This window comes from Micromonospora sp. NPDC023956, from assembly GCF_040639195.1.
Classification (GTDB): domain Bacteria; phylum Actinomycetota; class Actinomycetes; order Mycobacteriales; family Micromonosporaceae; genus Micromonospora.
Genome location: NZ_JBEZZN010000009.1, coordinates 155,579 through 177,040, shown reverse-complemented (window position 1 = coordinate 177,040; position 21,462 = coordinate 155,579). Strand labels below are relative to the sequence as shown.

Annotated in this window: 19 protein-coding genes and 1 pseudogene; 9 read left to right on the top strand and 11 right to left on the bottom strand. The window is 75.6% G+C overall.

Annotation, left to right across the window (positions count from 1 at the left end; translation table 11 throughout):
* Positions 1 to 21: 21 nt before the first annotated feature.
* Positions 22 to 1,512: a glycoside hydrolase family 3 protein gene (locus AB0F58_RS19185; RefSeq protein WP_357144270.1), complete on the bottom strand. Its 1,491-nt coding sequence runs from the start codon at positions 1,510 to 1,512 to the stop codon at positions 22 to 24.
* Positions 1,513 to 1,684: 172 nt separating this feature from the next.
* Here AB0F58_RS19185 and AB0F58_RS19180 point away from each other — a divergent pair, with 172 nt between their 5' ends.
* The 4 genes from AB0F58_RS19180 to AB0F58_RS19165 all read left to right on the top strand — a co-directional run bounded on the left by AB0F58_RS19180 (position 1,685) and on the right by AB0F58_RS19165 (position 5,338).
* A complete protein-coding gene (locus tag AB0F58_RS19180) occupies positions 1,685 to 1,810 on the top strand; it encodes a hypothetical protein (RefSeq protein ID WP_357144561.1) in 126 nt (41 codons plus the stop codon).
* Between the two features lie 106 nt (positions 1,811 to 1,916).
* Positions 1,917 to 3,554, top strand: a complete 1,638-nt coding sequence (locus AB0F58_RS19175) for a RecQ family ATP-dependent DNA helicase (protein ID WP_357144267.1) — start codon at positions 1,917 to 1,919, stop codon at positions 3,552 to 3,554.
* A 70-nt stretch (positions 3,555 to 3,624) separates the two neighbouring features.
* A complete protein-coding gene (locus AB0F58_RS19170) occupies positions 3,625 to 4,128 on the top strand; it encodes a hypothetical protein (protein ID WP_357144265.1) in 504 nt (167 codons plus the stop codon).
* A 166-nt stretch (positions 4,129 to 4,294) separates the two neighbouring features.
* Positions 4,295 to 5,338 (top strand): helix-turn-helix domain-containing protein, encoded by a 1,044-nt coding sequence (locus tag AB0F58_RS19165; protein ID WP_357144262.1) that lies wholly within the window; start codon positions 4,295 to 4,297, stop codon positions 5,336 to 5,338.
* 202 nt (positions 5,339 to 5,540) lie between these two features.
* Here AB0F58_RS19165 and AB0F58_RS19160 read toward each other — a convergent pair whose 3' ends face one another.
* From AB0F58_RS19160 to AB0F58_RS19125, 8 genes are read right to left on the bottom strand one after another with little or no spacing between them, the layout of a single operon-like run.
* Positions 5,541 to 6,524 (bottom strand): DNA topoisomerase IB, encoded by a 984-nt coding sequence (locus AB0F58_RS19160; protein ID WP_357144260.1) that lies wholly within the window; start codon positions 6,522 to 6,524, stop codon positions 5,541 to 5,543.
* Positions 6,505 to 7,461: a glycosyltransferase family 9 protein gene (locus tag AB0F58_RS19155; protein WP_357144257.1), complete on the bottom strand. Its 957-nt coding sequence runs from the start codon at positions 7,459 to 7,461 to the stop codon at positions 6,505 to 6,507. The genes AB0F58_RS19160 and AB0F58_RS19155 overlap by 20 nt, the downstream gene beginning before the upstream one ends.
* Positions 7,458 to 8,159 (bottom strand): SDR family oxidoreductase, encoded by a 702-nt coding sequence (locus AB0F58_RS19150; protein WP_357144254.1) that lies wholly within the window; start codon positions 8,157 to 8,159, stop codon positions 7,458 to 7,460. The genes AB0F58_RS19155 and AB0F58_RS19150 overlap by 4 nt, the downstream gene beginning before the upstream one ends.
* Complete coding sequence (locus AB0F58_RS19145; protein ID WP_357144251.1) at positions 8,156 to 9,688, bottom strand: PfkB family carbohydrate kinase; 1,533 nt, start codon at positions 9,686 to 9,688, stop codon at positions 8,156 to 8,158. The genes AB0F58_RS19150 and AB0F58_RS19145 overlap by 4 nt, the downstream gene beginning before the upstream one ends.
* Positions 9,685 to 10,392 carry an SIS domain-containing protein gene (locus AB0F58_RS19140; protein WP_357144543.1) on the bottom strand — a complete coding sequence of 236 codons (708 nt, stop codon included), beginning with the start codon at positions 10,390 to 10,392 and terminating at the stop codon, positions 9,685 to 9,687. The genes AB0F58_RS19145 and AB0F58_RS19140 overlap by 4 nt, the downstream gene beginning before the upstream one ends.
* Entirely contained in the window at positions 10,389 to 11,606 is a 1,218-nt protein-coding gene (locus AB0F58_RS19135; protein ID WP_357144249.1) for a glycosyltransferase, read from the bottom strand. The genes AB0F58_RS19140 and AB0F58_RS19135 overlap by 4 nt, the downstream gene beginning before the upstream one ends.
* On the bottom strand, positions 11,591 to 12,565 hold the full coding sequence (locus tag AB0F58_RS19130; protein WP_357144246.1) for a glycosyltransferase: 975 nt from the start codon (positions 12,563 to 12,565) through the stop codon (positions 11,591 to 11,593). The genes AB0F58_RS19135 and AB0F58_RS19130 overlap by 16 nt, the downstream gene beginning before the upstream one ends.
* On the bottom strand, positions 12,562 to 14,232 hold the full coding sequence (locus AB0F58_RS19125; RefSeq protein ID WP_357144243.1) for an HAD-IIIA family hydrolase: 1,671 nt from the start codon (positions 14,230 to 14,232) through the stop codon (positions 12,562 to 12,564). The genes AB0F58_RS19130 and AB0F58_RS19125 overlap by 4 nt, the downstream gene beginning before the upstream one ends.
* Before the next feature lie 265 nt (positions 14,233 to 14,497).
* Between AB0F58_RS19125 and AB0F58_RS19120 the strand changes: the two genes are divergently transcribed.
* Together AB0F58_RS19120 and AB0F58_RS19115 are read left to right on the top strand one after the other, a co-directional pair.
* Positions 14,498 to 14,944, top strand: a complete 447-nt coding sequence (locus AB0F58_RS19120; RefSeq protein WP_357144241.1) for an SRPBCC family protein — start codon at positions 14,498 to 14,500, stop codon at positions 14,942 to 14,944.
* Positions 14,945 to 15,206: 262 nt separating this feature from the next.
* Positions 15,207 to 15,965, top strand: a pseudogene (locus AB0F58_RS19115) (polyprenol monophosphomannose synthase); the annotation flags it as partial.
* A gap of 248 nt (positions 15,966 to 16,213) precedes the next feature.
* Here the strand turns inward: AB0F58_RS19115 and AB0F58_RS19110 are convergent.
* Positions 16,214 to 17,839: an NAD(P)/FAD-dependent oxidoreductase gene (locus AB0F58_RS19110; protein ID WP_357144238.1), complete on the bottom strand. Its 1,626-nt coding sequence runs from the start codon at positions 17,837 to 17,839 to the stop codon at positions 16,214 to 16,216.
* Positions 17,840 to 17,922: 83 nt separating this feature from the next.
* On the opposite strand from AB0F58_RS19110, the gene AB0F58_RS19105 reads away from it, so the two are divergent.
* Complete coding sequence (locus tag AB0F58_RS19105; protein ID WP_357144540.1) at positions 17,923 to 19,356, top strand: aldehyde dehydrogenase family protein; 1,434 nt, start codon at positions 17,923 to 17,925, stop codon at positions 19,354 to 19,356.
* Positions 19,357 to 19,383: 27 nt separating this feature from the next.
* On the opposite strand, the gene AB0F58_RS19100 is transcribed toward AB0F58_RS19105, so the two are convergent.
* Entirely contained in the window at positions 19,384 to 19,785 is a 402-nt protein-coding gene (locus tag AB0F58_RS19100; RefSeq protein WP_357144235.1) for a ChaB family protein, read from the bottom strand.
* Positions 19,786 to 19,969: 184 nt separating this feature from the next.
* On the opposite strand from AB0F58_RS19100, the gene AB0F58_RS19095 reads away from it, so the two are divergent.
* Both AB0F58_RS19095 and AB0F58_RS19090 read left to right on the top strand, forming a co-directional pair.
* Complete coding sequence (locus tag AB0F58_RS19095; protein ID WP_357144232.1) at positions 19,970 to 20,956, top strand: YihY/virulence factor BrkB family protein; 987 nt, start codon at positions 19,970 to 19,972, stop codon at positions 20,954 to 20,956.
* Positions 20,957 to 21,035: 79 nt separating this feature from the next.
* Positions 21,036 to 21,452 (top strand): DUF2795 domain-containing protein, encoded by a 417-nt coding sequence (locus AB0F58_RS19090; protein ID WP_357144229.1) that lies wholly within the window; start codon positions 21,036 to 21,038, stop codon positions 21,450 to 21,452.
* The last annotated feature ends 10 nt before the right edge of the window (positions 21,453 to 21,462 follow it).

Sequence of the window (21,462 nt, the reverse complement as noted above, 5' to 3'; positions counted from 1 at the left end):
CGGGACGGGGAACGGCGGGACCTAGCCCACCCCGGCACCGGTGAGGATCTCGGCGGCGGCCCGCGCCCCGGACCGGCTGGCCCCGTGGGTCGCCACGTGCACCCGCCCCGTGACCAGTACGGGCAGGCCGAGTTCGACCACCACCGCGTCCGGACGGGCGGCCAGCGCGCGGTCCACCGCCGCCCGCATCCAGCCGTGCCGGTGCAGGTCCCGGACGACCAGGACGAGAGGACGGTCGGGCGGGCCGGCAGCCGGCTCGGCGGGAACCTCCGCCTCGGCGTACCGGACGGTGGTGGTGCCGGGGAGCAGGTCGGCCAGGGGCGCGCCGATCCCCCAGGGGGTCTCCGCACCGATGGCGATGTTGCGGGGCGGCGCGAACTCCACCACGTGCGCCGGCGCGGTCAACGGCACCAGCGGTGCACCGTCACCGGTGGTGACCCGGACCGCCCGGCGGGCGGCGGCCAACCCGATGCCGTCCGTCCCGGTGGGCCGGGGGTGACCGGCGCGGGCGGCGGTGCTCCAGGCGGCGAGCTGGCCGACCCGCTTGGCCGCCTCGGCGAGCCGCTCCTCGGGCAGGTCCCCGTCGACCACCGCGGCCACGATGCCGTCGCGCAGCCGGCGCACGGTCTCCTCGTCGGCGTGTTCACCGCCGACGCAGATCGCGTCCGCCCCGGCGGCGAGGGCCCGGACCGCCGCGCCGGTGAAGCCGTAGGTGTCGGCGACCGCGCGCATCTCGATGGCGTCGGTCACCACGACACCGTGGAAACCCAGCTCGTCGCGGAGCAGGTCGGTCAGGACCCGCCGGCTCAGGGTGGCCGGCAGGACCGGGTCGAGGGCGGGGACCAGCAGGTGCCCGGTCATCACCGACTGCACCCCGGCGGCGATCGCCGCCCGGAACGGCACCAGCTCGCCGGTGTCGAGGCGGGCCCGGTCGGCGGTGATCCGGGGCAGGTCGTGGTGCGAGTCGACCCGGGTGTCGCCGTGCCCGGGGAAGTGCTTGGCGCAGGCCGCGACCCCGCCGGCCTGGAGGCCGCGCACCCAGGCTGCGGTGTGCCGGGCGACCAGCGTGGGATCGGCGCCGAACGCGCGCACCCCGATCACCGGATTGTCCGGGTTGGAGTTGACGTCGGCGTCCGGGGCGTAGTTCAGGGTGATGCCGGCGGCGGCCAGTTCCATGCCGAGGTCCCGGGCCACCCCCTCGGTGAGCGCCGGATCGTCGACCGCGCCGAGGGCGAGGTTGCCCGGACGGGAGCTGCCCGGCCCGGACTCGATCCGGGTCACGTCGCCGCCCTCCTCGTCGATGGCGACGATCACGTCCGGCCGTTCGGCGCGTAACGCGGCGGTGAGCGCGGCGACCTGGGCCGGGTCGATGACGTTGCGCGCGAACAGGACCACCGAGCCGAGCCCCTCGCCGAGCCACCGACAGACCCACGGGGGCGGGGTGGTGCCGACGAAGCCGGGTTGCAGGACGGCAGCGGCCAGGCTCGCCAGGTTCCCCATCGGTGCGCTCATGCGGTCCCCGAACCCCCTCGGTGTCCCGGCGGCGGTCTCTCCCGCCGTCTGCGGTGCTGCCATGGTCACACCGGCCCGACTAATAGTCAATAAACCTTTCTATTACTGAGAGTGGCGGATCGGTCGACCCGTGCCATGGCACGGACGTGCGTGGCCGTGCGACAGTTCGGTGGTGCACTCCTCGCTGATCACCGCTGCCGACGAGGTCGACTGGTACGACGTTCCCGGGGTCCGCCTGCTCGGGCTGGTCGTCGGCGGCCTGCTCCTGATCGCCGCGATCCGCGCCATGTTCCGCTGACCCCGGCCCCGGCCGAACGCCCCGCCGCCACCGGCGGAAACACCCGCACCGCCGGCCGGGAACGTACGGTTTCGCCGCCGATCGGTACGGGTACCACCGGCCACCGATGACACGATCCCGCGACACCACCGCCCTGCGCCGCGCCGCCCGTGACCTCTTCGGCTGGGACGAGCTACGGCCCAATCAGCTCGCCGCGATGCGGGCGGTGATGCAACGGCGCGACGCGCTGGTGGTCCTGCCCACCGGCGCCGGCAAGTCCGCCATCTACCAGATCCCCGCGAGCCTCATCCCCGGTTGCACGGTGGTGATCTCCCCGCTGCTCGCCCTCCAGCAGGACCAGATCGCCGCCCTGCACGAGCGGCGCCGGCCGGAGCTGCGGGCGGTTCGGGTCAGCTCCGTCGAGACCCCCGCCCAGCAGGCCGAGGCGCTCGCCGAGATCCGGGCGGGGCGGGCGGAGTTCCTCTTCATCACCCCCGAGCAGCTCAGTGACCCGACCCGGATGGCCGAGGTCCGCGCGCTGGAGCCGGCGCTGGTGGCGATCGACGAGGCACACTGCATCTCCGCCTGGGGGCACGACTTCCGCCCCGACTACCTCGCGCTGGGACACCTGATCGAGGGCATCGGTCGGCCGCCGGTGGTGGCGCTGACCGCCACCGCCTCGCCGCCGGTCCGCGACGACATCGTCGCCCGGCTGCACCTGCGCGACCCGGAACTGGTGCTGTCCGGGCTGGACCGACCGAATCTCTTCCTGGAGGTCGCGCACTGCCCCACCGAGGACTACCGCTGGCGACGGCTGATCGCGTTGCTGCGCGAGGACGAGCGGCCGGGCATCATCTACACCCCGACCCGGCGGTCGGCGGAGGACCTGGCCGGACGGCTCACCGACGCTGGCTTCCCGGCGCAGTACTACCACGGCGGCATGCCGGCCAGGGCCCGCAACGACCTGCACCGGGCCTTCCTCGCCGACCAGGTGCCGATCATGGTGGCGACCTCGGCGTTCGGCATGGGCATCGACAAGCCGAACATCGCCTGGGTGGTGCACGTGGCGCTACCCGACTCACCGGACAGCTACTTCCAGGAGATCGGCCGGGCCGGGCGGGACGGCCAGTCGGCCCGGGTACTGCTGCTCTGGCAGGCCGAGGACGTCGGCCTGCAACGCTACTTCACCGGTGGCCTGCCGGACGAGCAGCAACTGCACGAACTGGCCGCGCTGCTGCGCGCCAAGCCGGTCAACCGTAAGCAGTTGCGGGAGCTGACCGGGCTCGGCCCCCGCAGGCTCGGCCAGTACCTCTCCCTGCTGGAGCAGGTCGGCGCCGCCGCCCCCCGGGGCCGGCAGCGCATCGGTGCCCCCCGCTACGCTCCGGCACCCCTGGACGCCGCGGCCGCGGCGCTGGCCGAGGCGGAACGCCAGCAGACCGTCAGCCGGTCCCGGACCGACATGATGCGGGCCTTCGCCGAGACCACCGGTTGCCGGGGGCAGGCGCTGCTGGCGTACTTCGGGGAGCAGATGACCGAGGTCTGCGGGCACTGCGACAACTGCCACGCCGGCACCAGCGTCGCCACGGTCGAGGAGGCCGGCGAACCGCCCTACCCGGTGCACAGCCAGGTCCGCCACCCGGAATGGGGGCCCGGCATGGTGCTCGGCTACGAGGAGGACCGGATGACGGTTCTCTTCGACGACGTCGGGTACAAGACGCTGTCCGTGCCCGTGGTGAGCGGGCAGGCGTTGCTGACCCTGGTCTAGCCTGTTTCCGCCCCCGCCGCCCACGCGGCGCGGGGCCGTCGAGTGAGTGCACAGCGAAAGGGGCGTTGCCGTGATCGAACAGCCGGCGTACACCGGGTTCGGGTTCTCCGACGAGGAGTGGGGGCTGCTGGTCGGCCTGCCCCAGTCGGTCCTGACCGCGGCGAGCGCGGCGGAGTCCGACGGCACCCGGCGCACCCGGGCGGAGAGCGCCGCCGGGCTGGAGACCATCGCGTCCGGCCGGGAGTCGGCGAGTCCGCTCGTCGCCGCCGTGGCCGGCGAGATCGTCTCCCGGGTGGGCGATCCGGAGGCCGGCGAGGAACTGCCGGTGCTCGCGCCGTCGGACCCCCAGGCCGTGATCGACGACGTGCTCACCCGGGCCGGGCAGGCCGCCGCGCTGCTCGCCACCCGGGTGGACGAGGGGCAGGCCGGGGCGTACCGGCACTGGCTGGTGGAGATCGCCGACCAGGTGGTGACGGCGGCCTCGACGGGCGGGCTCCTCGGCCTCGGCGGGGACGTGGTCAGCGACTCCGAGCGCCGGTTCCGGGACCGGCTGGCACAGGTGCTCAACGACTGACTCCCCACCCGGCCGTCCCGCCCTACCGGGGCGGCCGCCCCCGCCCGCCGGACGACACCGGCGACCCACCTCCACGCGACCGCCCGTGACCCTGGGCACACGCCGCCTCCGGTTGTCGGTGCCCGCTGGCGCGAACGGGGACGATGGTGGGCCGGAAGGGGGGACGATGCTGCCGACGGAGACTGTGGACACCAGGCGGCTGCCGCCCGCCGACCGGTGGCCGTACTGGTTGGACGTCACCGGCCGGGCCGCCGCGCCGATCGCCATGAGCACCGAGCACGCCGCCGACTTCCGGGGCAGCGCCCGCCTGGTCGACCTCGGCGGCGTCTCGCTGACCCGGTTCCGGTACCAGTCCCTGGCCGGAAAGCGCACCCCGAAGCTCATCCGCCAGGGCGACCCCGGCATCTACCAGCTCGCCCTGACCGTCGCCGGCTCCAGCGGGATCAGCGCCCGTCGCCAACACACCCTCGTCGGACGGGACGCGTTCACCTTCCTCGACTACGGTCGGCCGTACGAACTCGTGCACATCGCGGACGGCGTCCACCAGGAGGCGGGCGCGCTGACCGTGGTGATCCCCAAGGCGATGCTGCCGATCGCCCCGGACCGGCTGGAGCGGATCACCGCGGCCCGGCTCAGCGGTTCGGAGGGGATGGGGGCGCTCATCGCCGGGCACCTCGACCGGCTCACCCGGCACCCGGAGCAGTTCAGCGCCGCCGAGGCCCCCCGGCTGGCCCGGATAACCGTCGACCTGGTCGCGGCGATGCTCGCCGGGCACCTCGACGTCGAGGAGACGCTGCCGGCCGAGGTGCGGCAGCAGGCGCTGCTCACCCGGGTGCTCGCCTTCATCGACCGTCACCTCGGCGACGCCGCGCTCACCCCGCAGGCCGTCGCCGACGCCCACCACGTCTCCGTACGGACCCTGCACCGGCTCTTCGCCGCCGAGCCGGAGACCGTCGGCCAGGTGATCCGTCGCCGCCGGCTGGAACGCTGCCGGCGGGACCTGGCCGACCCGCGCCTGCGCGGCCGGACCGTCCAGGCCATCGGCTGGCGGTGGGGCTTCACCGACAAGGCCCACTTCAGCCGGGTGTTCCGAGCGGCGTACGGGATGAGCCCCCAGTCCTACCGGGAGGCCGAGGCGTTGGCACGGACGGTCAACCCGGTGGCACCCCGGGACAACGAGCCCCCGGCATACTGGCCCCTGACCGGCTGATCACCGGTCCGGTGACCGGCTGCCTGGGAGTGCCGCGCGGGCAACGGGGGTTGCGGCAGCGTCGTGCCGGCCACTCGACGGGGCACGACGTGGGCTCAAACCGCGGCGGCGTTCCCCGGCAACCGGTTCCCCCGGTCATCCTGCGGCCGACGCCGCACCCGCCTCCGGCCCCGCCCCCACCCCCCGCACCGGTGGGGCCCGGTCAGGCCTCCTCGATCAGGGCCAGCACCGCCCGCTCGGCCTCCGGTCGGGGCGTGTCCGGACCCACCGGGGCGACCACACCGTCGTGGTAGAGGTCCACCACCCGGGGGTCCACGTAGGAGGCGCGGGCCACCGTGGGGGTGTTGCCGAGCAACTCGGCGACGTCCCGCATGACCGCGACGACGACCCGCCGCCGGGCCGTGGCCGAGCGCCGTACGCCCGTCCCGGCCAGGTCGACGGCGGCCAGCACGGTGGCGTGCCAGGTGCGGAAGTCCTTCGCGGTCATCTCCCCGCCACTGGCCTCGCGCAGGTAGTCGTTGACCTCGTCGCTGCGCACGTCCCGCCAGCTGGTGCCGTCCCAGTAGCCGAAGAGCCGGTCCGCCGCCCGCCGACGACGGCGCAGGTTGCGCAGCACCTGGCACAGTTCCGGGTCGTCGATCCGGCGGACCTGGTCGATGCCGCCCTTGGCGGGGAAGGAGAGGACCACGCAGTCGCCCCGGGACCGGGTGTGCTCGGGACGCAAAGTGGCCACGCCGAAGGTCGGGTCGTCGCCGGCCGCGTACTGGTCACTGCCGACCCGGAAGGTGCCCATGTCCAGCAGCCGGGTCACCGTCGCCAGGACCCGGTCGCGGCGCAGCCCCCGGCCGGTCAGGTCGCGCTCGACCCGGTCCCGCAGCGCCGGCAGCCGGCGGGCCACCTCCAGTACGTGGTCGAACTTCGCCTCGTCGCGCCGGCGCCGCCACTCGGGGTGGTAGAGGTACTGCTTGCGGCCGGCCGCGTCGATCCCGGTGGCCTGGATGTGCCCGTTCGGGTAGGGGCTGATCCACACGTCCCGCCAGGCCGGCGGGATGACGAGTTCCCGCAGCCGGGTCAGCTGGTCGGGGTCGCGTACGGTCACGCCGGTCGGGTCGACGAAACGCCAGCCCCGGCCCGCCCGCCGGCGGCCGTACCCCGGCCGGCCCGGATCACTGCGCCGCAACCGCATCGTCGTCCCGTACCGCCCGTTCCGCCTCGTCCACCTCGGCCAGCACCCGCTCGACCGGGAGCGCCGCCATCGTCGGGTGCACCCCTACCCCGTCCCATCCCCGGTAGTCCCCACTGCCGGCCCAGAGCACCCGGTGCCGGGGACGGTCCGGTGGCGGACCCCAGCGGGCCGGCGGGACCGGGCCGAAGAGCACCACCGACGGGGTGCCGTACCCGGTCGCCAGGTGGGCGATCCCGGTGTCGCCGCTGACCACCAGCCGGGCGTGGGCGACCAGCGCGGCCAGGTCGGCCAGGCCGGTCCGGCCGGCCAGCACCGCCGTGGGGGGCAGCCCGGCCCGCCGGGCCACCTGCTCGGCGACCCCCCGTTCGGTGGCCGAGCCGGTCACCACCACCCGGTGCCCGAGCCCGGTCAGGTGCCGGGCGACGGCGGCGAACCGCGCGGGCGACCAGCGTTTGGCCGGGACCTTGGTCCCCGGGTGCAGCACGGTCACCCCGACCGGAACCCGGTCCGGCGCGGGTCGGGCCAGGGCCAGGTCGGCCGGGTCGGCCGGGAGGCCGTACCAGTCGAGCAGCCGGCACCAACGGCGTACCTCGTGCTCCGCGTCGTCCCACTCCGGGCCGTCCGGGTGCCCGGCCGGTGGGCAGCGGAACCCGAACAGCCGGCCGGGGGCGGCGGAGCGCAGCAGCTCGTGCGAGCGCGGCCCCCGGCCGTGCAGGTTGACCGCGATCTCGGGGCCCGGTCCCGACCACTCCGGCCCGTCCAGCCCGGTCACCGGCAGCACCCGGTCGACGCCGCCGACCAGGTCGACCAGGGGGGTCAGCCAGCCCGGGGCGGCCAGCACCAGTTCCCGGTCCGGGTGTCCGGCGCGCAGCGCGCGCAGGGCCGGTACGGCGGTGGCGAGGTCGCCGACGCCGAGCGCGCGCAGGACCAGGATCACGGGTACGACGACTCCTCTGCGGCGCAGACGACCAGTTCCCGTACCGCGCAGCCGGCCGGCTGGGAGAGCGCGAACAGCACCGCGGCGGCGGTGTCGGCGGGCTCGTTGAGCGCGGCGTCCGGCCCCGGCCGGTACTGCTCGTCCCGGTCGTCGAAGAACGGGGTCCGCATGCCGCCGGGGATCAGCAGGGTGACCCCGACCTGCCCGGCGAGTTCCGCGGCGAGGGCGCGGGTGAAGCCGACCACACCGAACTTCGCCGCGCAGTACGCGGTGGCGTCGCCGACCGCCTTGACGCCCAGGGTCGAGGCGACGGTGACCACCGTGCCGCGCGAGCTGAGCAGGTAGGGCAGGGCGGCGCGGACCACTGCGGCGGTGGCGAGCAGGTCGACGGCGACGATCCGGTCCCAGGTCTCCCCCGGCACGTCCGCCAGTCGGCCGGGCACGTCGATCCCGGCGGCGGTGACCACCGCGTCCAGGCCGCCGGAGCGTTCGGCGAGTTGCCGGGTGGCCGTCTCGGCGGCCCGGGTGTCGGCCAGGTCGCACTCGATCCAGGGCACCCCGTCGCCGGGCGGGTTCCGGTCCAGCACCACCGGTCGGCCGCCGGCCCGGGCGACGGCGGTGACGACGGCGGCACCGAGGCCGCTCGCGCCGCCGGTGATCAGGACCGTCGACCCGTCGGGGAGGACACCGCTACTCATCGTGCTCCTTCCGGGTGCTGGCGCTCGACGGTGCCGGACCGCCGTGCCGGGGTGGCCGCGCCGCGCCGGCCGGTGTCGTCGGGGCCGGTCGACGGGGCCGGCCGGAGCAGGTCGGCACCGGCCGCACGGGCCGCGGCGAGCAGGTCGGTGGTCGATCGTCCGGGCAGGTACGGCACGACCACGGTGTGCCCGCCCCAGCGGCGCAGCAGCTCCGCCTCCGGCAGCACCGGCTCGTCCCCGGCACCGGTGGTGTAGTCGCCGCCCTTGACCCAGACGTCCGGGCGCAGCCAGGACAGCACCGCCTGCGGGGTCGGCTCGTCGAAGATCATCACCGCGTCGACGCAGCCCAGCGCGGCGAGCAGCCGACCACGGTCGCCCTGGGACACCACCGGTCGGTCCGGTCCCTTCAGACCGGTCACGCTGGCGTCGGAGTTGAGGCAGACCACCAGGCAGTCGCCGAGGCGCCGCGCGGCCTGGAGGGTGGCGACGTGCCCGGCGTGCAGCAGGTCGAAGCAGCCACCGGTGGCGACCACCGTGCCGCCGGTCGCCCGGGTCGCGGCGACCACCGCACCGGCCGCCGCCGCGCCGATCCGCTCCCCACCGGTGCCGAACACCGCCGGGGCGGGCTCCCCGACCGGGGGCGGCGGTATCCCGGCCACTCCCCCGGCGGCGACGTACGCCGACGCCTCGGCGACCGCCAGTTGCACCGCCTCGGAGACCAGCGCGCCACGGGCCAGGGCGACCGTGGCGGTCGCCGCGAAGCGGTCCCCCGCCCCGCAGGTGTCCCCCTCCGCGCCACCGGGGCCGGGCACCACCAGCGGGGTCGCCCCGGCGTGGCAGAGCAGCGCGCCGTCGGCGCCGAGGGTCACCGCGACCGCACCGGCCCGCCAGCGCTGCCGCAGCCCCTGCGCGCCCCGGGCGGCGGTGGCCAGGCGGGACGGTCCCGGCGGGGCCTCGGCCAGCTCGCGGACCTCCGCCTCGTTCGGCGTGGCCAGGTGCACCCCGGGAACGGCCACCGGGCCACGCGGGTGCGGATCCCAGACCACCGGCGCGGCGGTGGCGGCCAGCGCGGCGCGGAGCGCCGGTTGCCGGGCCACGCCCCGGCCGTAGTCGCTGACCAGGACGGCGGACGCATCGGCGATCAGGCGCAGTACCGCCTCGCCCGGTTCTCCGGGCGGCCCCGGGGAGCCGCCCCGGTCGTGCCGCACCAGCACCCGGCCCCGCGCCCGCAGCCGGATCTTCTCCGGGGTGGCGCCGAGCAGCGGCAGCGCGTACACCTGCACCCCGGCAGCGGTCAGCAGACAGCTGAGCCGGGCCCCGGCGGCGTCGTCGGCCAGGGCCGTGACGAGGGCGACCTCGGCACCCTGGGCGGCGGCGAAGAACGCCGCGAGCCCCGCGCCGCCGGGCCGTTCGACGTACGTGGTCTCGTCCAGCACCGGTCCGGGCGAGTCCGGACAGAGCCGGTTCACCACTCCCTCCACGTCCCGGTCGAGCAGGACGTCACCGAGCACCACCACCGGCCCCGTCACACCGTCCCCCCGCCCGACCCGGTCCCCGGTCCGGGGACGTCGTCGAGCACGACCTCCACCCCGGCACGCGGGGCCGCGCGGGTCGCCGCGACCGGCTGCGGCTCCGTGCCGGTGACGACCGCGCCCGCCGGCAGCAGCAGCGCCCGGTCGACGTGTTCGCAGAGCACGTGCACCGAGACCAGGTGCAGTTCCTGCACGATCTGGCTGTCCGGGGCGTCGACGGTCAGCGCGTCGTGGCAGGCGTCGGCGAGGGGGTTGGGCGCCGGTCCGGTCATCGCCCAGCAGCGCAGCCCGGCCTCCCGTCCGGCGCCGGCGGCGGCGAGCAGGTTGCCACTGGTGCCGCTGGTGGAGAGCAGCAGGAGGATGTCGTCGGGCCGGCCGTGGGCGCGGACCTGGCGGGCGAAGACCTCGTCGTAGCCGTAGTCGTTGCCGATCGCGGTGAGCGCGCTGGTCTCGGCGTGCAGGGCGATGGCGGAGAGCGGTCGCCGGTCGTGGCGCAGCTTGCCGACGAGTTCGGCGGTGAGGTGCTGGGCCTCGGCGGCGCTGCCCCCGTTCCCGGCGACCAGCAGTCGCCCGCCGGCGCCCAGGGTCGCCGCGAGGACGTTCCCCCAGTCGGCGAGCCGGGCCGCCGAGTGCCGGTACGCCCGCAGCGCCACGGCCAGGTCGGCCAGGTGCGCCTCCAGGACCGTGGGGGCCGGCATCAGGCGACCACCCGGGTCGGCCGACGCGCCGCCGTCACCGCCGCGTAGACCTCGGCGAGGTGTGCGGCGGTACGGGTCCAGGAGTACCGGTGCCGGGCCCGGTCCAGGGCCGCGGTGGCGTACGCGAAGCGCCGGTCCCGGTCCGCCAGGAGCCGGCGGACCGCCGTGCCGAGCGCGTCCGGGTCGCGCGGCGGCACCAGGTCGCCGGTGATCCCGTCGACGACGGTGTCGACGATCCCGCCGACGGCGGTGCCGACCACGGGCACCCCGCACGCCATGCCCTCCAGCGGCGTGAGGCCGAACGGTTCGTACCAGGGGGCGGCGACGAGAACGTCGGCCGAGCGGTACCAGCGGCCCATCTCCGCACGGGGAACCGCGCCGACGAGACGCACCCGGTCCGCGACCCCGTACGTCGCGGCGAGCGCCCGCAGCCGGCGGGCCTGCGGGTCCTCGTCGATCGCGTCGGCCGGCGGGCCGCCCACCACCACGCACTCGGCGTCCGGCACGGCGCGCATCGCCCGGATCACCTCGTGGAAGCCCTTCCGCTGCACCAGCCGCCCCACGGTCAGCACCCGGGCCAGACCGTCGACCCGGTCGGCGACCGGCCCGACCGGGCTGAAGGCGCGCAGGTTGACCCCGGAGGGCACGACCGTCATCCGGAACCGGGGCACCCCCATCGCGACCAGCTCGCGGACCTCGTCGCGGCTCTGCGCCACGACCCGGTCCACGGCCACGCCGAGGATCCGTTCGTAGTCCACCCGCCCGGCCGGGCTGGTGTCCTGCGCCCCCTGGTGGCGTCGCTTGACCGTGCCGAGCGCGTGGTAGGTCTGCACCACCGGCACCCCGGTCCGCCGGCCGGCGCTCAACGCGGCCAGGCCGCTCATCCAGAAGTGCGCGTGCGCCACCTCCGGCGTCCAGTCCCCGGAGCCCCACCGCTCGACCAGCCAGTCGGCGAAGGACTCCATGTAGGGCAGCAGGGTGTCCTTGCCGACCGGCTCGGGCGGGCCGGCGGGGACGTGCACCACCCGGTAGCCGTCCCCGGTGCGCACCGACTCCGGCACCGTGCCGGAGTCCCGGCGGGTGTAGACCCGCACGTCGTGACCGGCGGCGACGAGCGCGGCGGCCAGCTCCGCGACGTGGGTGTTCTGCCCACCGGCGTCCTCCCCGCCGAGCACGGCGAGCGGACTGGCGTGCTCCGAGATCATCGCGATGCGCATGCTTCCTCCTCCAGCAACCGGTCCCAGTCGGCGAGGAATCGCGCCAGGCCGTACCGGGCCCCGGCCGCCGCGCGGGCCTCGGCGCCCACCCGGCGGGCGGTCGCGGGGTCGGCCACGAACCGGTGGGCGGCCTCCAGCAGGGTGTCGATCCGGGTGGAGACCACACCCGCGTCGGGCGGGACGGCCACCACCGCCTCGGTGGTGGCCAGGGCGACCACCGGCATGCCGATCGCCATCGCCTCGATCAGGCTCAGTCCGAGCGAGGTCCACCGGCACAGGTGCAGGTAGGCCCGCCGCCGCGCCAGTTCCGCGTGCATCCGGTCCTGCGGCACGTCCTCGTGACCGGTCACCCGCTCCGGCGGCAGGCCCAGCCGGTCGGCCAGCCCGGCCACCCCCATGCCGAAGACGTCCAGCGGGGCGATCTCGGCGAACCGGGGCAGCAGGTCGGTGCCGGTGACCCGCCAGCGCCGGACCGGCTCGTTGATCACCACAGCCAGCCGGTCCAGCTCGCCGGTGTACGCCGCGCGCGGCGGCACGATGCCGTGCTCGACGACGGTGGTCCGGGTGCCACCGGTGTCCCAGAACAGCTGGTTGAACCCGGTGACGTGGGCGATCAGCAGGTCGTCGCGGTCGGCCATCGGGTGACGGGTGTTCGGCACGTCCCCCTTGGGGGTGTTGTGCTCGACGTAGACGGCGGGGACGTCCCGGCCGACCCGGCGGCCCAGCCACTCGCAGGCCAGGTCGTACTCCTCGGGCCGCTGGAGCACGACCAGGTCGACCTCGGCCCGGCGCAGGGCGGTCGGCGCCACCTCGACGGCACTGTCCGGCCAGGGGTAGGTACGGGCCCGCCCCCGCCCGTACGGACCCCGGTCCGGGGTGACCGGTACCAGGTAACGGTGCTTGCCGTGGACGAAGGAGGTGGTCCAGGAACCGTGTACGTGCCAGAGCAGGACGTTCACCGGTCACCTCCCCGCCAGCCCGCCCCGGACCCGCCGCCGGTGCGGCGGCCGGCGGGGACGCCGGCACGGTCGGCGACCGGAACGTCGGTACGGTCGGTGCCGGTGACGCCGAGCAGCCGGACCGCGGCGACCACCTCGGCCGGGTCGACCCCGGAGAGGCAGGGGTGACCGGGGACCGGGCACTGCGCGACGCGGCTGTCCCGGCAGGGCGCGGCGGCGTCGCCCAGCCGGACGGTGGGCACCCGGTAGGGGCCCCACTGCCCGAACGGCACGGTCGGCGCGAACAGGCTCACCACCGGCACGCCGAGCGCGGCGGCGAGATGGGCCGGGCCGGTGTTGCCGACCACCACGGCACCGGCGGCGGCGATGACGGCGGCGAGGTCGGCCAGACGGGTCCGGCCACCGAGGTCCACCCCACCGGCGCCGGCCACCCGGGCGGTCAGCCCGGTCTGCTCCGGTCCGCCGGTGACCACCACCCGGTGTCCGGCGGCGGTCAGCGCGGCGACCACGTCGGCGTGCACCCGGGCCGGACAGGCCCGGGCGGGCACCGAGGCACCGGGGTGCACCACCACGTACCCGGGCGGTCCGGGTGATGGTGGCAGCGCCTCCGGGCGCAGCCGCAGGACCGGTTCGTCCCCCGGTGGCAGGGCGAAGCCGGCCGCGGCGGCCAGGGACAGGGCCCGTTCCGGCTCCGGCACCCCGGTCGGCACCCGGTGCCGGACGTCCAGCAGCGAGCCCGGGTAGTCGTCGCTGACCGCGCTGATCCGTCGCAGCCCGGCCATCCGCAGCAACAGGGCCAGCGGCAGCGGCGACTGGTGGAACGAGGTGAAGACCACCGCCTCGTCCGCGTCCACCCCGGCGAGCCGGGCCAGCAGCGCGGCCATCCGTTCCCGGTCGACGGGGCCGGGGGCCGGGTCGATCCACGGCAGCGGCCACTCCACGACGTCGTCCACGCCGGGCAGCAGGTCGGCGGCGGCCCGCCCCCGGGGGCCGCAGAGCAGCACCACCCGACGCGCGCCCGCCGCGACCGCCCGGATCGCCGGGCCGGTGAGCAGCACGTCGCCGGCCGAATCGGTCCGGGCCACCAGCACCGTGCCGGCCCGCCGGGGCGCGGCGGGCACCACCGCGGCCCGCCGGCGCAGGATCTCCGTCACCGCGGCGGGCAGGTCGCGGGCCACCGTCGGCGCGGCGGCCACCTCCTCCGCCCGGGTGACCGGGGTCGGCACCAGCACCCCGGTCGCCCCGGCGGCCAGGGCGGCGGCCATGTCCCGGCCGATGTCCCCCACCAGCACGCACCGCTGCGGCGACGTGCCCAGCCGTCGTGCCGCCGCCCGGACGAGTCCGGGCGCGGGCTTCCGGCAGCCGCAGTCGTCGCCGTCGTCGTGCGGGCACACCTGCCAGGTGTCGAAGGGACCGAGCAGGTCCTCCACCCGGGCGTGCACCCGGCGCATGTCCGCCTCGGTGAACAGGCCACGGGCCAACCCCGACTGGTTGGTCACCACACCCAGCCGCAGGCCGGCGGAGCGCAGCCGGTCCAGCGCGGCCCGCGCCCCCGGCATCGGGCGGACCTTGTCCGGGTCGCCGTTGTACGGCACGTCCTCGACCAGGGTGCCGTCCCGGTCGAACAGGACGGCGTCGTACAGCGCCGGGGCGGTCCCGTCGGGCACCGGTCCAGCAGCCGGGTGTCCCCCGGCTGACCTGCGCTGATACCCCTCATGGCCGCCTCGCACGGGCGGCGGGTTCCCGAGCGTCGGGGGCGTAAACCTCACGCTCGGGGCGTACGCGTCGTCGGCGGCGCGGCCGGGTCGCGCGGACCGCGTCGGTGCCCGGCGCGGCTTGCGCGCCGCCGGCCGGGCTCGCCGACCGGCCTTACCCGGACGTCCGGAGAAGCTAACCGGTTACCACCCGCCCTGGTGGGGGTATGGGACCTGCGTGGCAATTGTGGAGAGAGTGGTCGGAGCACCCCCGCACCAGGTCTTCGAGGTTCTCGCCGACGGGTGGACGTACAGCGACTGGGTGGTCGGCACGGTGCACGTGCGGGACGTCGACGACGGCTGGCCGGCCGTCGGCACGCGGCTGCACCACCGGGCGGGGCCCTGGCCCTTCTCCCTCACCGACACCTCCACGGTGCTCGCCTGCGAACCCCCGCACCGGCTCGTCATCCGCGCCGGGCTCTGGCCCGCCGGGGAGGCGATCGTGGTCTTCACCCTCGAACCGGCCGGTCCGGACTCCACCCGCGTCCGCCTCGCCGAGGACTTCGCCGCCGGGCCGTTGCGCTGGGTCCGCAACAAGCTCAACGACCTCGTGCTGAAGCAGCGCAACAAGGAGACGCTCAACCGGCTGGCGGACATCGCGACCCGGCAGAAGGCCGGCCGGTGACCCGGAGCGTCCGGTGCCGCCGGTCCTCGCGCGGCCGGTCGTCGGGCCCGGTGGTCACCGCCGCCGGGGGCGACACGGTCGCGCCCACCCCGGCCGGGCCGGCCCGCCACCAGCGCTGAGCCGACCGTACCGGGCGGAGCCGGGGCGACCGGGGCCACGCGTGGTGAACCGCCCGAAGACTCACCGGGGAGCCCTGACAGCGGGACGCGCTCGGATGGCTACCCTTTCAGGAACACTTGCCGGCAAACTGAGGATGCTCGTCATGATCGAACCCGTACAGTTACCCTCGCCGTGGCGGGACGCGCGCCTGACGGTCGTGGTGCCGACCTACAACGAGGCGGGGAACCTCCCGGTGCTGGTGGAGCGGCTTCTCGCCCTTCCCCTCCCCGGGCTGCGGGTACTCGTCGCCGACGACAACTCTCCCGACGGCACCGGCGAGGTCGCCGACAAGCTCGCCATCGAACACCCCGGCCGGATCGAGGTCGTGCACCGCCCCGGCAAGGAGGGGCTCGGCCGCGCGTACGTGGACGGCATGACCCGGGCCTTGGCCGGTGGCGCCGAGTACGTCGCCCAGATGGACGCCGACCTGTCGCACCCGCCGGAGGCGCTGCCCGGCATGCTCGGCTCGCTGCTCTCCACCGGATCCGGCGTGGTGATCGGGTCCCGCTACGTCCCCGGCGGCGAACTGGACGAGGCGTGGCCGCTCTACCGCCGCGCGCTGAGCGGGTGGGCCAACCTCTACGTGCACACCCTGCTGCGGGTCCGGATCCGCGACCTGACCGCCGGCTTCAAGATCTGGCGGGCGGAGGCGCTGCGCGACATCGACCTCGACCGGGTGCAGTCCAACGGGTACAGCTTCCAGGTCGAGATGCACTACCTGGCGACGAAGCTGGGGCACACCATCCTGGAGGTGCCGATCCGCTTCGAGGAGCGTCGGGACGGCGTGTCGAAGATGACCACCGCCACCAAGATCGAAAGCGCGCTGATGCCGTTCCGGCTGCGCAGCCGGCACCGGGACATCGGCGGCGCCACGCCGCAGGAACTGGAGGCCGTACCGACCCGGGAGACGGAGGCCGCACCGGTCCAGCAGACGGAGGCGGCACCGGTCCGGGAGACGGAGGCCGCACCGGTCGAGGTGGTGGCACAACGTACGCCGGGGACGGCGGCGACCGGCAGCACGCCGCCGGCCGACACCGACGACCAGCCGCCGGCCGCCCTGCCCCGGGCCGGCACGGACGACGAATCGCAGGCGGCCACCCGGTAGGCGGTTCAGCGGTAGACGGCGCGGTTCGCCGCGCCGAGGGCCCGCGCGTAGAGGGCACCGGTCACCGCCCGGTCCCGGATCAGCGCCGCCCGCGCCGCGTTCGCCCCGGGCGCGCCGTGCACACCACCGCCCGGGTTCGCCGACGCGCTGGCCAGGTAGAGCCGGTCGATCGGGGTGTCCGGGCGGCCGAGGCCGGGCACCGGGCGAAGGAAGAGCTGCTGGTACGCGGCGGCCGTACCGCCACCGACCGCGCCGCCGACCAGGCTCGGGTTGCGCTCCTCGAGGTCCGCCGGGCCGGCCACGTACCGGCCCCGGATCCGGGCGCGGAAGCCGGGCGCGTGCCGTTCCAGCACCGCCTCGATCCGTTCCACGTGCCCGGCCACGTCCTCGGCCCGCCAGTCACGCCGGAACGGCAGGTGGGTGTACGCCCACAGTGACTCGGTGCCGGCCGGGGAGCGGGTCGGGTCGGCGGTGGTCATCTGCCCCGCCAGCAGGAACGGGTCCTGCGGGACCTCGCCGCAGGCCAGCGCCGTCGCGTACCGGGTCAGGCCGTTGAGGTCGGTGGCCAGGTGCACCGTCCCCGCGCCGGCCACCTCCGGGTTGGTCCACGGCACCGGGCCGTCCAGCGCCCAGTCGACCTTGACGGTGGAGCCGTCCCAGCGGAAGTGGGCCAGGTCCGCCACGAGTCGGGACGGCAGCCGGGCCGCGCCGACCAGGTCGAGGTAGAGCGCCGGCGCGGGCACGTCGGCGAGCACCGCCCGTCGGGCCCGCCAGTTCCGGCCGTCGACCGTGCGGACGCCCATCGCCCGTCCCCGGGCGACCAGCACCCGGTCGACGTGCGCGTCGTAGCTGATCCTTCCGCCCCGGGCGCGCAGCCGGGCGACCAGCGCGTCGGTGATCCGTTGTGCCCCGCCGACCGGCACCGGCCAGCCGACCTGCTGCCCGAGCATGGCCAGCAACCAGCCGTAGATGCCGGAGCCGGCGTCCTCGGGGGACAGGTCGGTGTGCAGGGCGCAGCCGGCCAGCAGCGCGGGGGCGCCCTCGCCGTCGAACAGTTCCGTGCCGAGCTGACGGACCGGCAGGACCAGCCGCCGGGCCAGCCGCAGGACGCCGGCCGTCCGCAGCCGGGCGAGCAGCTCCAGCCCGTTGCGCACCGGCGGGAACGGGGTGAACAGCGCGTCCACCAGGGGCCGGGAGATGGTCCGCCAGTCCGCGTACGACTCCAGCCAGCGGTCCCCGTCGCCGGGCGCGAACGCCGCCAGCGACGCCGCGGTGCGCTCCGGGTCGCGGTTGAGCACCGCCGCCCGCCCGTCCGGCAGCAGGTGCGCCAGCACGTCCGGCGCGTGCCGCCAGGCCAGGCCGTGCTCGTCGAGGGCGAGCCGGCGCAGCACCGGCGAGGCGTACCCGAGGGGGTAGAACGAGCTGTAGAGATCGCTGAGGTAGCCGGGGGCGGTGACCTCGGCGGAGCGGACCGCGCCGCCGGGCGCGCCGGTCGCCTCCAGCACCAGGACGTCCCACCCGGCATCGGCGAGCAGGTTAGCGGCGACCAGTCCGTTGTGACCGGCACCGACGACCACGGCATCCGCGCGCTCCGCGCCGGACCCGGTCTCCGCGTGGACGCTTGGCCGCATGGGGGACATCATCCGGTGGCGCTACCCCCGGGACAACCGGCGAAACGCGTTTGTCCGGCCCGACCCCGGGCATCCAGCGCGCCATGTGGCGGGTGGAGCAGCTCATCGGCGGAGTGTGGGGCGCGGGCGGGGCGGGCGGCGAGTTCGTCGTGACCGATCCGGCGGACGGCACCGACGTCAGTGTCGTACCGGTGGCCACCGAGGACGAGGTGGCCAAGGCGGTCGGCGCGGCGCGCGGCGTGGCGGCGACGTGGGCGGCGACCGACCCGGCGGACCGGGCGGCGGCCCTGCGCCGGGCGGCCGACGCGGTCGAGGCGGTCGCCGAGGACCTGGCGCAGGCGACCACCGCGGAGATGGGCAAGCCGCTGCTCGACGCCCGGGGCGGTGTGGCGGCGGGGATCGCCACCCTGCGCCAGTACGCCGAACTGGGACCGCTGCGGGGCGGCCGGACCCTGCACGGCGGGCGGGACGCGGTCGACTTCATGGCCCCCGAGCCGCGTGGTGTGGTCGCGGTGGTCACCCCGTGGAACGACCCGGTGGCGGTGGCCTGCGGGTTGCTCGGCGCGGCCCTGGTCACCGGCAACGTGGTGCTGTTCAAGCCCAGCGAGCGCACCCCGGCGACCGGCTGGCTGCTGGTCCGGGCGCTCGACGGGGAACTGCCGGCCGGCGTGCTGTCCCTGCTGACCGGGGACGCGCGGGTCGGCGCCGCGCTGGCCGCGCAGGAGGTCGACGTGGTGGCGCACGTGGGCTCCTCCACCGCCGGCCGGGCGATCGCCGCAGCCTGCGCCCGCACCGGCGCCAGGGCGCTGCTGGAGAACGGGGGCAGCGACCCGCTGATCGTCGATGCCGGGGTGGACCCGGTATGGGCCGCCGGGCAGGCGGCCATGGGTGCGTTCGCCAACGCCGGGCAGATCTGCGTGGCGGTGGAACGGATCTACGTGCACCGGGAGGTGGCCGGCGACTTCCTCCCCGCCCTGGTCGACCTGGCCCGGGCGATGCGGGTCGGGCCGGGGCAGGACGGGGAGACCGAGATCGGTCCGCTGGTGGACCGACGGCACCGGGACCACGTGCACGGACAGGTGCTGGCGGCGGTGGCCGAGGGCGCCCGCGTCCGCACCGGTGGGAAGGTGCCCACCGGACCGGGGGCCTTCTATCCGCCGACCGTGGTCACCGAGTGCACGGACCGGATGACGCTGGTACGCGAGGAGACCTTCGGTCCGGTCGCGCCGGTGCTGGTGGTGGACTCGTTCACCGAGGCGCTGGGGCGGGCGGCGTGTTCGCCGTACGGGCTGGCCGCCACCGTGCTCACCCGTTCGATGGGCCACGCGCAGCGGGCGTGGCGCGAGCTGCCGGTCGGCACCGTCAAGGTCAACGCGGTCTTCGGCGGCGCACCGGGCGGTGCCGCACAACCGCGTCGCGGCAGCGGCCAGGGCTTCGGGTACGGGCCGGAGCTGCTCGACGAGTTCACCACCACGAAGGTGGTACACCTGGGCGCCCCGGGTGGCGGACACTGGTGAGCCGGTGCCCGCCACCCGGAACCGGGTTCAGTCCCCGCGCGCCTTGCGGGTCCGCCGGTCGTTGGCCCGGCGGATCGCGTCGACCAGTTCCGGCTTGGTCATCCGGGACCGGCCCCGGACGTCCAGCTTGCGGGCGACCTGCATCAGATGCTCCTTGGTCGCGTTCGCGTCCACCCCGCCGGCGGTCGGTGCCCGTCGGGCGGGCCCGCCCCCGGCGGCCTGCCGGTCGCTGGGCCCCTTGCGCCCCTTCGGCTCCCAGTGGTCACCGACCTTCTCGAACTCGTGCTTGAGCGCGGCGAAGGCGGTGCGGTGCGCCCGTTCCCCCTCGCCGTACGTCTCCACTGCTGAATCGTGCGTCTTGGCCCAGGTCCGTTGCGCCTTCTCAGGAGAGCGCCGGACGGTGCTGGGCAGGACCTCGCGCCCTGGCATGTCGTCCTCCTCCGCGTCGGGTGCTTCGGGTTGACCGTTCCCTGTCCGGGCAGGGGCAAACGGTGCGTCCACGTTTGTCGGGTCGCCGGCCCGGGTACCGCCGGGTTCCGGTCCGGCGCGGGCCGACCAGCCCGCCGGGGCGCGCCGGACGGCCGGGGTGCGGCGGCGACGGCAGGGAGCGGTCATGGCAGCGACGACGACGGAGCCGACCGCACCGGCCGGCGGAGGACGCGAGCTGCGGGTGCCCCGACGGTTGCGGCAGCTGAGCTGGTCCACCTGGCGGGGCGTGCTGGTCCGCAGCGGCCAGAACTTCGTCAAGGACAACTGCGCGGACTGGGCGGCGGCGCTGACCTACTACGGCGTGCTCGCCCTCTTCCCCTCGATCGTGGTGGTGGTGGCCCTGGTCGGGCTGGTCTCCGAGGGCGAGCGGACCGTGGACACCCTACTCGACCTGGCCCGGGACGTGGGGGCCGGGTCGGTGGTGGCCAACGAGAGCGTGGTCGGGGTCGTCGAGGGCGTGGTGGACCAGCGGGCCGGGGTGAAGGCGCTGCTCAGCTTCGGTCTGCTCGGCGCGCTCTGGTCGGCCTCGGGCTTCATCGGCGCGTTCACCCGCGCCTCCAACGCGATCTACGGCGTCGAGGAGGGCCGGCCGTTCTACCGGCTGCGTCCGTTGCAGATCGGTCTGGCCGGGGTCTCCCTGGTGCTGCTGGCGGTGGTGGCGAGCGGGTTGATCGTCAGCGGTCCGGTGGCCGAGGCCGTCGGCAACCTGCTCGACCTCGGCGACGCGCCGCGGATCGCGTGGAGCGTGGCGAAGTGGCCGGTGCTCGCCACGGTCCTGATGGTGCTGCTGTCGCTGCTGTTCTGGATCGCCCCGAACGTGCGGCAGCCCCGGTTCCGCTGGCTCACCGTCGGTGGCGCGGTAGCCCTGCTGGCCTGGACCCTCGTCTCCTTCGGCTTCGGCCTGTACGTCGCCAACTTCGGCTCGTACGACGTCACCTACGGCAGCCTGGGCGCGGTCATCGCGTTCCTGGTGTGGCTGTACCTGTCGAACTGCGCGCTGATGTTCGGGGTGCAGATCAACGCCGAACTCCAACGCGGCCGGATGATGCAGGCCGGCGTCCCCGCACCGGAGGAGCCGGTCCTCACCCCGAAGCGCGCCGCCGCTCCGTGACCGCAGCGGCCCCCGCGTCCGGAGGCGCCGGCCGGGGCGGAGCGGTTTATCCCCGTCCCGACCGGGTAGCGCAGTAAGCATGGAACGAGGCAGCAACAAGCACGGACCTCGGCTCGACGAACAGATGAGCCAGGAGGTCAGTGGCCTGGTGCAGGGTCCGGGGGTCGGTGGCTCCCGGGTCGACGAGTTCCGCGAGGCGGAGCCGGCCGGTGAGGACCAGCCGGGTACGACCACCGTACCGGCGGGCGAGTCACGCACCGGAGCGCCGCAGGGAATGAGTTCCACCGACGTCGAGCAGCGCAGCCGACTCGGCCGGTTCATCGGCCTGTCGGCCCTGCCCGGCGACCGGGAGACGCTGCTCGGCAGCGCCCGGCAGAACGAGGCGCCCGACGACGTCCTCGCCGAGCTGGCCCGGCTGCCGGCCGGCACCCGGTACCGCACCGTGTCCGAGGTGTGGGCGGCACTGGGCCACAAGAACGAGACGCAGCGCTGGTGAGCGGCCGAGT